Origin of the sequence: Kitasatospora purpeofusca, from assembly GCF_034043715.1 — a bacterium.
Lineage (GTDB): Bacteria > Actinomycetota > Actinomycetes > Streptomycetales > Streptomycetaceae > Kitasatospora > Kitasatospora purpeofusca_A.
Genome location: NZ_JAXCLC010000128.1, coordinates 1 through 10,773, shown reverse-complemented (window position 1 = coordinate 10,773; position 10,773 = coordinate 1). Strand labels below are relative to the sequence as shown.

Annotated in this window: 11 protein-coding genes; 5 read left to right on the top strand and 6 right to left on the bottom strand. The window is 72.3% G+C overall.

Features of this window, described 5'->3' with window-relative positions:
• The first annotated feature begins 88 nt into the window (after positions 1-88).
• On the top strand, positions 89-478 hold the full coding sequence (locus SM793_RS35480) for a GntR family transcriptional regulator (RefSeq protein ID WP_320442462.1): 390 nt from the start codon (positions 89-91) through the stop codon (positions 476-478).
• A gap of 115 nt (positions 479-593) precedes the next feature.
• Here the strand turns inward: SM793_RS35480 and SM793_RS35475 are convergent, their stop codons facing one another.
• The 4 genes from SM793_RS35475 to coxB all read right to left on the bottom strand — a co-directional run bounded on the left by SM793_RS35475 (position 594) and on the right by coxB (position 5,072).
• Positions 594-1,859 carry a L,D-transpeptidase gene (locus SM793_RS35475; protein WP_320442461.1) on the bottom strand — a complete coding sequence of 422 codons (1,266 nt, stop codon included), beginning with the start codon at positions 1,857-1,859 and terminating at the stop codon, positions 594-596.
• Between the two features lie 170 nt (positions 1,860-2,029).
• Positions 2,030-2,446, bottom strand: coding sequence for a cytochrome c oxidase subunit 4 (locus SM793_RS35470; protein WP_045938258.1), 417 nt, complete (start codon positions 2,444-2,446; stop codon positions 2,030-2,032).
• On the bottom strand, positions 2,446-4,221 hold the full coding sequence (gene ctaD, locus SM793_RS35465) for a cytochrome c oxidase subunit I (RefSeq protein WP_413816108.1): 1,776 nt from the start codon (positions 4,219-4,221) through the stop codon (positions 2,446-2,448). Before ctaD ends, SM793_RS35470 begins: the two co-directional genes overlap by 1 nt.
• On the bottom strand, positions 4,218-5,072 hold the full coding sequence (coxB, locus tag SM793_RS35460; RefSeq protein WP_320442460.1) for a cytochrome c oxidase subunit II: 855 nt from the start codon (positions 5,070-5,072) through the stop codon (positions 4,218-4,220). The genes ctaD and coxB overlap by 4 nt, the downstream gene beginning before the upstream one ends.
• A 364-nt stretch (positions 5,073-5,436) precedes the next feature.
• On the opposite strand from coxB, the gene SM793_RS35455 reads away from it, so the two are divergent.
• Positions 5,437-6,831: a cysteine desulfurase/sulfurtransferase TusA family protein gene (locus tag SM793_RS35455; RefSeq protein ID WP_320442459.1), complete on the top strand. Its 1,395-nt coding sequence runs from the start codon at positions 5,437-5,439 to the stop codon at positions 6,829-6,831.
• On the opposite strand, the gene SM793_RS35450 is transcribed toward SM793_RS35455, so the two are convergent.
• The gene (locus tag SM793_RS35450; protein WP_320442458.1) at positions 6,824-7,801 is read right to left on the bottom strand and encodes a carbohydrate kinase family protein; all 978 of its coding nucleotides are present in this window, start codon (positions 7,799-7,801) and stop codon (positions 6,824-6,826) included. The genes SM793_RS35455 and SM793_RS35450 overlap by 8 nt on opposite strands.
• A gap of 265 nt (positions 7,802-8,066) precedes the next feature.
• On the opposite strand from SM793_RS35450, the gene SM793_RS35445 reads away from it, so the two are divergent.
• Entirely contained in the window at positions 8,067-8,285 is a 219-nt protein-coding gene (locus SM793_RS35445; protein ID WP_320442457.1) for a hypothetical protein, read from the top strand.
• 136 nt (positions 8,286-8,421) lie between these two features.
• Positions 8,422-9,159, top strand: a complete 738-nt coding sequence (locus tag SM793_RS35440) for a hypothetical protein (RefSeq protein WP_320442456.1) — start codon at positions 8,422-8,424, stop codon at positions 9,157-9,159.
• Between the two features lie 93 nt (positions 9,160-9,252).
• Here the strand turns inward: SM793_RS35440 and SM793_RS35435 are convergent, their stop codons facing one another.
• The gene (locus SM793_RS35435) at positions 9,253-9,606 is read right to left on the bottom strand and encodes an iron-sulfur cluster assembly accessory protein (protein ID WP_320442455.1); all 354 of its coding nucleotides are present in this window, start codon (positions 9,604-9,606) and stop codon (positions 9,253-9,255) included.
• A 244-nt stretch (positions 9,607-9,850) separates the two neighbouring features.
• Here SM793_RS35435 and SM793_RS35430 point away from each other — a divergent pair, with 244 nt between their 5' ends.
• Complete coding sequence (locus tag SM793_RS35430; protein WP_320442454.1) at positions 9,851-10,720, top strand: GNAT family N-acetyltransferase; 870 nt, start codon at positions 9,851-9,853, stop codon at positions 10,718-10,720.
• The last annotated feature ends 53 nt before the right edge of the window (positions 10,721-10,773 follow it).

Below are 10,773 nucleotides of genomic sequence, written 5' to 3'. Positions count from 1 at the left end.
TGAGCCCGCCCCTTCCACTTCTCCCCGGGCCCCCGGGGGCTGTCCGACAGCCCCTCGCGGCGCCCCGCCGAAGTGTCAGGAGCCCCCTGTGCAGCTGTCCGTCGACCCCGCCGCCGCCACTCCCCCCTACGAGCAGATCCGGGCCCAGATCGCCGAACAGGCCCGGACCGGCGAACTGGCGACCGGACTTCGGCTGCCCACCGTCCGCGCGCTGGCCGAGCGGCTCGGCCTGGCGGCCGGGACGGTCGCCCGCGCCTACCGGGAGCTGGAGGCGGACGGGGTGGTGGAGACGCACGGCCGGCGCGGCACCCTGATCGCCGCGGTCGGCGACTCCGCGCACCGGCTGGCCGCCGCGGCCGCCGCCGAGTACGCCGAGCGGGTCCGGCGGCTCGGGGTGTCGGCGGCGGACGCCCTGGCCGCCGCCGACAACGCGCTGCGCCTGGCCTACCGGGAGGACGCCGCGGAGGGCTCGGAGTAGCGCCAGGCGGGCCAGGAGTACCAGGAGGGGCTGGGCGGGGCCAGGCGGGGCTGAGCGGGGGCCGGGCGGGCCCGGGAGAGCCCCGAGAACCCTCACGGGCCCTCGGGGACCGTCCTCAGAGCTGCGGGGCGATCATCCCGCCGGCGGGGGCCCTGGTGGCCGGTGTGGTGGTGCTGACGGGCTGCCCGAGGGCGCTGTGCCCGACCCACTCGCCCCAGCCGATGTTCCAGTCCCCGAAGCCGTTGCCGAACGGCTCCATGTTCTTGCCGCGGCTGTTCACCACCGTCACCAGGTCCCCCACCCTGGTGTTCTGGTAGAACCAGTGGGCGTTCTCGGTGCTCATGCCGGTACAGCCGTGGCTGACGTTCTCGACCCCCTGGGAGCCGACCGACCAGGGCGCCGCGTGCACGTACTCGCCGCTCCAGGTGACCCGGGTGGCCCACTCGACGTCGAGGTCGTAGGACTCCTGGCTGCCGACCGCTATGCCGATCGTCTCGCCGCTCATCCGGACCTTGCGCTCCTGGCCGAGCACCACCTTGACGCCGTTGCGGGTGTCGAAGCCGGGCTTGCCGGTGGTGACCGGGATCGTCCGGACCACCTGGCCGTCGCGCTTGAGGGTCAGCTCGTGGGCGGCCGCGTCGACCACCGTCTCGACCCGCTGGCCGATCCGCACCGCCAGGGCGGCCCGGTCGCCGCCGTACAGGCCGTCGGAGATCCGGCCGCCGGTGGCCTCGAAGGCCAGCGCGACGACGGTGCCGGTGGGCCAGTACTCCTCGGGGCGGAAGTGCAGGTTCTTGTCGTCCACCCAGTACCAGGCGCCGGTCACGGCGGGCTGCGAGGTCACCGTCAGCGCCCGTTCCACCTCCTGGCGGGCCTGCGGGTCCTTGACCGCCTCGGAGAGCTGCACGGTGAGCGGCTGGCCGACCCCGTAGACGCCGCTGCCGGAGGAGTCGGGGCCGAGCTTGGCGGTCAGCAGCCGCTGGGCGGCCAGGGTGGCGAAGCCGGAGCTGGTCTCGCCGCGTCCGCCACTGCCGTCGTCGGCGGCGATCCGCACCGTGTAGGCGGTGGCCGCCTTCAGCCGGCCGGTGGTCTGCCAGCTGCGCTGGTCCTCCGAGAGCCGCCCGGCGACGATCCGGCCGTCCGGGCCGACCACGGTGACGTCGGTCAGCCGGCTGCCCGGCTCCGCGGTGACCGTGACCGGCTGCGAGGGATCCACCTTGTCCGTGGCCGTGGCGGAGAGGTGGACCAGCCGGGCCGCGTCGACCTTGCGGACGGCGTCCGCGACCTCCTCGCCGCCGGAGGTGCAGCCGGCCAGCGGGGCCAGCACAACGAGGGCCAGCGTGATTCCGCCGAGACCCGCGATACCGCGCCTGTCGGCCATGACCGCCTCCCAGGGATTCGCACGATTGGTCAGATCGTAGGAACCCCCTCCGGCTGAGCGACATCCGAACGGCGTCCCATTGGGCCGGCGGGGTGAGGCCGTCACTCCGGGGACGCAACAGGGCCGGGCTTCCCGTGCGGGAAGCCCGGCCCTGTGGGCGGGAACCGGTCCTACTGGTTCTGGTTCTCGCCCCGGTAGAACTCGAAGACCCAGCCGAAGAGGCCGATCAGGATGACCGGGATCGACCAGTACAGCAGCCACCAGCCGAAGATCACGCCGAGGAAGGCCAGCGCGCCGCCGACCGCCAGCGAGAGCGGCTGCCAGCTGTGCGGGGCGAAGAAGCCCAGCTCGCCGGAGTCGTCCGCGACCTCGGCCTCGGGGTTGTCACCCGCGCCGCTGTCCACCCGGCGGGCGGTGAAGGCGAGGTAGTACCCGATGAAGGCGCACAGCGCGAAGGCGAGGAACAGCGCGGTGGTACCGGCGGCCTCGATGCCGTGGTCGGAGCTGTTGGTCCACAGGCCGTAGGTGATCGCCATGGCCAGCACGAAGACCGCCAGGCCCAGGAAAATCTTGCCCTGTTCCCTCATCAGGCGTCGCCTTCCTTCTTGCCCTTGCCGAGCTTCGGGGCGTCGTACTTCGCCGGGGTCACACCGGCGAAGTGCTTGGCCGGCTCACCGTGGTACTCCAGGTAGTCCAGCGCGGCGATCTCCGGGTAGTGGAGGTCGAAGGCCGGGGATTCGGAGCGGATCCGGGGCAGGGTGAGGAAGTTGTGCCGCGGCGGCGGGCAGGAGGTCGCCCACTCCAGCGAACGGCCGTAGCCCCACGGGTCGTCGACCTCGACCTTCTCGCCGTACTTCGCCGTCTTCCACACGTTGTAGAGGAACGGCAGGATCGACAGGCCCAGCAGGAACGAGCCGATGGTCGAGACGGTGTTCAGGGTGGTGAACCCGTCGGAGGCCAGGTAGTCGGCGTAGCGGCGGGGCATGCCCTCCGCGCCGAGCCAGTGCTGCACCAGGAAGGTGGTGTGGAAGCCGATGAACAGCGTCCAGAAGGTGAACTTGCCCAGGCGCTCGTCGAGCATCTTGCCGGTCATCTTCGGCCACCAGTAGTGGAAGCCGGCGAACATCGCGAAGACGACGGTGCCGAAGACCACGTAGTGGAAGTGGGCGACGACGAAGTACGAGTCCGAGACGTGGAAGTCGATCGGCGGGGAGGCCAGCAGGACACCGGTCAGACCACCGAAGAGGAAGGTGACCAGGAAGCCGACCGTCCAGAGCATCGGGGTCTCGAAGCTCAGCGAGCCCTTCCACATGGTGCCGACCCAGTTGAAGAACTTCACACCGGTCGGGACCGCGATCAGGAAGGTCATGAAGGAGAAGAACGGCAGCAGCACCTGCCCGGTGACGTACATGTGGTGGGCCCACACCGTCACGGACAGACCGGCGATCGCGATGGTGGCCGCGATCAGGCCGGAGTAGCCGAACATCGGCTTGCGGCTGAAGACCGGGATGATCTCCGACACGATGCCGAAGAACGGCAGCGCGATGATGTACACCTCGGGGTGGCCGAAGAACCAGAACAGGTGCTGCCAGAGCAGCGCGCCACCGTTGGCCGGGTCGAAGACGTGCGCCCCGAACTTGCGGTCCGCCTCCAGGGCGAACAGCGCGGCGGCGAGCACCGGGAAGGCCAGCAGGACCAGCACGGCGGTCAGCAGGACGTTCCAGACGAAGATCGACATCCGGAACATCGTCATGCCGGGCGCGCGCATGCAGATGATCGTGGTGATGAAGTTGACCGCACCGAGGATCGTGCCGAAGCCGGAGAAGGCCAGACCCATGATCCACATGTCCGCGCCGATGCCCGGCGAGCGAACCGCGTCCGAGAGCGGCGCGTAGGCGAACCAGCCGAAGTCGGCGGCGCCCTGCGGGGTGAGGAAGCCGGCCACGGCGATCAGCGAGCCGAACAGGTACAGCCAGTAGGCGAACATGTTCAGCCGCGGGAACGCGACGTCCGGCGCGCCGATCTGCAGCGGCATGATCCAGTTCGCGAAGCCGGCGAAGAGCGGCGTCGCGAACATCAGCAGCATGACCGTGCCATGCATCGTGAACGCCTGGTTGAACTGCTCGTTCGACAGGATCTGGGTCCCGGGACGAGCCAGCTCGGCGCGCATGACCAGGGCGAGGATGCCGCCGATCAGGAAGAAGGCGAACGACGTGCCGAGGTACAGCGTGCCGATCGTCTTGTGGTCGGTGGTGGTCAGCCACTTGATGATGGTGGAACCCGGCTTCCGGGTCCGCTGCGCCCCGACCGTGACGGCCCCGGCGCCCCCGCCGGCCGCGGCGGGCTCGTTGAGGATGGTCACTTCTCTTCACTTCCCATGGTCGTGATGCCGGAGGGCACCGCGCCGGTCTGACCCTTGGCCCGCAGGTCCTTCAAGTGCTGGTCGTACTCGGCGCGGTCGACGACCTTCACGTTGAACAGCATGCGCGAGTGGTCGACACCGCACAGCTCGGCGCACTTGCCCCGGTACTCACCCTTGACGGTCGGCGTGACCTCGAACTTGTTGACCACGCCCGGCACGACGTCCATCTTCATCATGAAGTTGATGGGCCAGAAGTCGTGGATCACGTCACGCGAGGTGAGGCGGAACTGCACCGTCTCGTTCACCGGCAGGTACAGGGTGGGCGCCTGGTTGGGGGTGCCCACCTCGTACGCGGCCTGCTGGTTGGCCGGGTCCGGGTTCTCGGTGTTCTCGTAGTTGAACGCCCAGCTCCACTGGAAGCCCACCACGTTGACGGTGTGCTGCGGCTTCTCGGAGACGGCGATCAGCTTCGACTCGTCGCGGGCGACGAAGTAGAAGAGGACCGACACGATGATGATCGGGACCGCGGTGTAGAGCGCCTCGATGGGCACGTTGTACCGGGTCTGCGGGGGGACCTGCACACCGGTGCGGCTGCGCCGGTGGAAGATCACGCTCCAGATGATCAGACCCCACATCAGTACGCCGACCACCAGCGCCGCGATCCAGGAGCCCTGCCACATGTGGAGGACCATCGGCCCTTCCTTGGTGACAGGACTCGGGAGGCCAAGCCTGGGGAGGTCGTTGGCCGAGCAGCCGGTGGCGGTCGCGATGACGAGGCCCAGTGCCAGCGCCTGAGGCAGCTTCCGCCGCATCGTGCGCCGCGGCGAGCGGTCGGAGCCGTTGGGACTCACGTAGCGCCTTCCCGAAGTCTCGCCCGCCTTCGCGTCGCCCCGGGGAGGCTTTCCCTCCCCGGCGACCCGACCACGGGCACGGTTTGAATGCTTATGCGGGCCAAACCCTACTCCAGCCTTATGCGCTGCTGACGGGCAGGTCCCAGTAACGCGCCGCCCGAACACCCGATCAGGCCCGGCAGGGGCTGCGTCGCAGGTCATCCTAGGCATTAGGGGTCCGTACGCCCGATCGAGGGATGACCTCGGACAACGTGGTGACGCCCCGTCGGGAGCGGACTATCCGGACATTCGGGATGATCGACTGACGGGGGGTGAGCCGCCGCCGGAGCGTCGGACACGCCCGGCGGTGTCGTTAAATGTGACCGTGTACTTCGATGTGGCTTCCACCGCACCGCTCCACCCCGTCGCGCGGCAGGCGCTGACCGCCGCCCTGGACGAGGGCTGGGCCGACCCGGCCCGGCTCTACCGCTCCGGACGCCAGGCCAGAATGCTGCTGGACGCCGCCCGGGAGACCGTGGCCGAGGTGGTCGGCTGCCGGGCCGACGAGATCGCCTTCACCTCCGGCGGGACCCAGGCCGTCCACCTCGGGGTGCTGGGCGCGCTGCGCGGCAACCGGCGGCGCGGCGGGCACCTGGCGCACTCGGCCGTCGAGCACTCCAGCGTCCTGCACAGCGCCGAACGGCACCTCGCCGAGGGCGGCGAGGTCACCTCGGTACCGGTGGACCGGCACGGCCGGGTGGACCCTGAGGTCTTCGCCGCCGCGCTGCGGCCGGACACCGCGCTCGCCGTGCTGCAGTCCGCCAACCACGAGGTGGGCACGGTGCAGCCGGTCGCCGAGGTGGCCGCGCTCCGCGGCGAGGTGCCGCTGCTGGTGGACGCCGCGCAGAGCGCCGGACGGGTGGACCTGCCGACCGGCTGGTCGCTGCTCACCGCCAGCGCGCACAAGTGGGGCGGACCGGCCGGGGTCGGGGTGCTCGCGGTGCGCAAGGGCGTCCGCTACGTCTCGCCGCTGCCCGCCGACGAGCGGGAGGCGGGCCGGGTGCCGGGCTTCGTCAACGTGCCGGCGATCGTCGCGGCCGCGGCCTCACTGCGCGCGGTACGGGCCGAGGCGGAGCAGGAGAACGCCCGGCTGCACGAGCTGGTCGAGCGGATCCGGGCCCGGGTGCCGCGGCTGGTCCCCGAGGTGGAGGTGGTCGGCGACCCGGTGCGGCGGCTGCCGCACATCGTCACCTTCTCCTGTCTGTACGTGGACGGCGAGGTCCTGCTGGGCGAGCTGGACCGGGCCGGGTTCGCGGTCTCCTCCGGCTCCTCCTGCACCTCGTCCACGCTGACGCCGAGCCATGTGCTGGCCGCGATGGGCGTGCTCACCGAGGGGAACGTCCGGATCTCACTGCCGTTCGGCACCACCGGGGCGGACGTCGACCGCTTCCTGACCGTGCTGCCGGAGCTGGTGGCCGGTGTCCGCGCCCCGCTGGGGCTGGACCTGCCCGCGCCCGCCGCGGCCGGGGAGCCCGACGACGGCCCGCTGGTCCTGGACGCGCTGGGCAAGCGGTGCCCGCTGCCGGTGATCGAGCTGGCGAAGCGGATCGGCGAGGTCCCGGTGGGCGGGACGGTCGTGGTGCTGGCCGACGACGAGGCGGCCCGGCTGGACGTGCCGGCCTGGTGCGGGATGCGCGACCAGGAGTACCTGGGCGAGGCCCCGGCCGCCGAGTACGGCGGCGACCGGGGCTCGGCCTACCTGGTGCGGCGGGTCAGTTGACCAGGTGCGCCCGGACGTCGGCGCCGGCCTCCTCGCCGTAGGCCGCGACGAAGCGCTGCAGGAAGTCGTGCGGGCGCAGCTCGTACTCCTGGGTGCCGACGGTCTCGATCACCAGGGTGGCCAGCATGCAGCCGAGCTGGGCGGCGCGCTCCAGCTCGAGCTCCCAGGAGAGGCCGGCCAGGAAGCCGGCCCGGAAGGCGTCGCCGACACCGGTCGGGTCGGCCTTGGCGGCCTCGGGGGCGCAGCCGACCAGGATCGGGGACTCGCCCTTGCGCTCGATCCGGACGCCCTTGCTGCCGAGGGTGGTGATCCGGGTGCCGACCCGGGTGAGGATCTCCTCCGCGTCCCAGCCGGTCTTGGACTCGATCAGCGCGGCCTCGTACTCGTTGGTGAAGAGGTACGCGGCGCCGTCGACGATCTGGCGGATGTCGTGGCCGTCGAGGCGGGCCAGCTGCTGCGAGGGGTCCGCGGCGAAGGCGTAGCCGCGGGTGCGGCACTCCTGGGTGTGGCGGACCATCGCCTGCGGGTCGTCGGCGCCGATCAGCACCAGGTCGAGGCCGCCGACGCGGTCGGCGATCGGCTTGAGCTCGATGCTGCGGGCCTCGGCCATGGCACCGGTGTAGAACGAGGCGATCTGGTTGTGGTCCTCGTCCGTGGTGCACATGAAGCGCGCGGTGTGCCGGGTCTCGGAGATGTGGACGGACCGGCAGTCCACGTTGTTGCGCTCCAGCCAGCTGCGGTACTCCGCGAAGTCCGCGCCGGCCGCGCCGACCAGGACCGGGCGCAGGCCGAGTACGCCCATGCCGAAGGCGATGTTCGGCGCGACGCCGCCGCGGCGGATGTCGAGGGTGTCGACCAGGAAGGACAGCGACACGTTGTGCAGCTGCTCGGCGACCAGCTGGTCGGCGAACCGGCCGGGGAAGGTCATCAGGTGGTCGGTCGCGATCGAACCGGCGACGGCGATACGCACGGGGTCTCCTCAGGATGGCAGCGGGGCCATGGAACAGCAGGGGTGTAACCCACCCACGGTACCCGGCGGGCCCCGGGCCCCAGCAAGACGGCCGGGTGCGTTCCCGGCCGTCCGCTGTCACCCGCCACCCCCGAAGGTGTACTACCCCGTGGTAGCTCTGGTGGCTGCCGGACGCCCGGCCTAGGGTCGCAGTCAGGGGCTCCTCCCGCGCCCCGACCGGACCGTGGCGGCGCTGCCACGGCAGGTGGATCGGAGTTGATGGCCGATGTTGCCCAGTCACCACCCGCTGCGGGTTCCGCCCGCCCTGCCCGGCGACGCCGACGGGGAGTCGCTGGACGCGCTGGTGGACTCCTCGCACCGGCTGCGGCGGTTCTGGCCGCTGCTGGCGACCGGTCCGCAGGACAGCGCGCCGGTCGGCTCCGGCTTCCGCGTCCCCTCCCGCGCCCGGCGCGTGGTCGCGTCGATGCCCGAGTACGGGCCCTGAGCGGGGCTCCCGAGGGTCCCGGGGTACGGCCGGGACGGGCGGGGAACCGGAATCGTCCGGGCCACGTCACATCCCCGCGGGCCGCCAAGGCGTACCGCTGAACCCTCGGGAGGAAGTGCAGATGGATCTGGAGAGCATGCCCAGACGTTCCGGGCGGGCCCGCGCGACCGCGCTGGCCGGCCTCGCCCTGGCGGCGGTGGCCGTCCTGGCCGGCTGCGACGGCGGGACCAAGGCGGCTTCGGACACGGCGGCCTCCGGCGGGGAGCGGGCCTCGGCGAGCGCTTCCGCCTCGCCGGGCGCGGCCACCGGCAGCGCGGACCCGGCCGCCCCGGCCACGACCCCGGCCCCGCCCGCGCCGGTGACCACGCCGCCGGTCGACCCGACGGCCACCACCCCGGACCCGCGGCCGGCCAGCCCGGCCCCGGACAGTCCCGCCCAGGCCACCAAGCCGCCGGCCCCGCCGTCGAAGCCGACCCCGGCGCCCACGCCCCCGGACGGCAACGGCATCGCGGTGGGCGAGCCGCCGCCGAACGGCTCCGGGAGCGGCTCGCCGGTGCACCCGGCGATCACCTACCGGGTGGACGGCAACAAGCTGACGGTCTGGTTCTACGGCGGGATCTGCCAGCGGTACGCGCTCAAGGCGGACGAGTCCAAGCCGGGCCGGGTGGACGTCCGGGTGACCACGGCGGCGCCGGTCCCGGCCGGACAGGCCTGCGCCGACCTCGCCAAGCGGCAGACCGTGACGGCCGACCTGAAGCAGCCGCTCCAGGGCCGGGCGGTGACCGATCTGAGCACCGGGCAGGAGGTGCCGCTGGAGGCGGACGCCAAGATCGGCCCGGATCCGGTGGTCCCGGACATCCCCGGCAACCCGTGACCCCGGCGCGGACCCCGCGCGGACACGACGAAGGCGGCTCCCGGGATCCGGGGGCCGCCTTCGTGTCGGACCGGCTGGTTGAAGCCGGACCGACTAGTTGAACGAGTCGCCGCAGGCGCAGGAGCCGGTGGCGTTCGGGTTGTCGATCGTGAAGCCCTGCTTCTCGATGGTGTCGACGAAGTCGACGGTGGCGCCGCCCAGGTAAGGGGCGCTCATCCGGTCGGTGACGACCTTCACACCGTCGAAGTCCTTCAGCACGTCACCGTCGAGCGAGCGCTCGTCGAAGAACAGCTGGTAGCGCAGGCCCGAGCAGCCGCCGGGCTGGACGGCGACGCGCAGCGCCAGGTCGTCCCGGCCTTCCTGCTCCAGCAGGCCCTTGACCTTGGCCGCGGCGGCATCGGTGAGGAGGATGCCACTCTCGACGGTGGTCTCGTCCTGGACGGTCATCTGCGTTCTCCCGGTCTTGACGACGGTCTGCCGCCAGTACCAACCGACTGCCGTCCGGATTCATTTCCCGGACGACGGAGTGTTTTCGGTGGATTCACGGCGGCGGTGTTCCGTGGGCCGGGCGTGCACCCGTTCCCCATACGCCTTCCATGCTCGCACACCGGCGGACCCCGGCCGCATCCCGCTAGGACCGGTCCGGGCGAATCGGCCCCGCGGCGCGGGCCCGGCGGTCAGGATGGAGGGCATGCTGCTGCGCCCGATCCAGGACTCCGCCACCGATGCGGAAGTGGTCCGGCACCTCTCCGCCGCCGCGTTCGCCTCGCTGCCCGACGCCCCGCCGGTCACCGGGCCGCCCCCGCCGTCCGTGTTCCAGCTGGCCCGCACCAGACACCTGGCGCGCACCGATCCGGAGGGCTGCTGGCTGGCCGAGCTGGACGGCGAGCCGGTCGGCGCGGCGCTGGCGCTGCGCCGCGAGGGCGTCTGGATGCTGGCGCTGCTCGTGGTGCTGCCGCAGGCCCAGGGCAAGGGAGTGGGTCGGCTGCTGCTGGAGCGGGCCCTGGCCCACGGGCACGGCTGTCTGCGCGGGATGCTGTGCGCCTCGCCCTCGCCGGCGGCGGTGCGGCGGTACCGGCTGGCCGGGTTCACGCTGCACCCGGCGATGCAGCTGACCGGGCGGGTGGACCGGTCCGGGCTGGTCGACCCGGGGGACCTCCCGGTGCACCCCGGGAACGCCACCCACCGGCACCTGCTGGACTCGGTGGACCGGCGGCTGCGCGGCGCCGCGCACGGCCCGGACCACGAACTGCTGCTCGCGCACTGCGAGGAGTTGCTGGTCGCGGACACCCTGGCCGGCAGCGGCTACTGCTACCGGGAGGGCGGCGAGGTGCGGCTGCTGGCCGCCACCTCGAAGCGGATCGCCACCCGGCTGCTGCGCGAGGCGCTGGCCCGGGTGCCGGAGGGGGTGGAGGCGCGGGTGGAGGCGCTGACCGCCGAGCAGGAGTGGGCGCTGGACGTCGGCCTCGAACTGGGCCTGTCCGTGGCGACCCGGGGGTACCTGGGGCTGCGCGGGATGCGCCCGCCGGCGCCGTACGTGCCCAACGGCGGGCTGCTGTAGCGGCGGTCCCGGCGCTGGACGCGGCCCCCCCCCCCCCCCGGGGGGGGGGGGGG

What these genes read in the sequence shown, in the direction of transcription:
- SM793_RS35440 (WP_320442456.1), top strand. Translation starts at nt 8,422, where the DNA reads ATGCCCAGACGTTCCGGGCGGGCCCGCGCGACCGCGCTGGCCGGCCTC.
- SM793_RS35435 (WP_320442455.1), bottom strand. Translation starts at nt 9,606, where the DNA reads ATGACCGTCCAGGACGAGACCACCGTCGAGAGTGGCATCCTCCTCACC.
- SM793_RS35430 (WP_320442454.1), top strand. Translation starts at nt 9,851, where the DNA reads ATGCTGCTGCGCCCGATCCAGGACTCCGCCACCGATGCGGAAGTGGTC.
- SM793_RS35470 (WP_045938258.1), bottom strand. Translation starts at nt 2,446, where the DNA reads ATGAGGGAACAGGGCAAGATTTTCCTGGGCCTGGCGGTCTTCGTGCTG.
- SM793_RS35445 (WP_320442457.1), top strand. Translation starts at nt 8,067, where the DNA reads ATGTTGCCCAGTCACCACCCGCTGCGGGTTCCGCCCGCCCTGCCCGGC.
- SM793_RS35475 (WP_320442461.1), bottom strand. Translation starts at nt 1,859, where the DNA reads ATGGCCGACAGGCGCGGTATCGCGGGTCTCGGCGGAATCACGCTGGCC.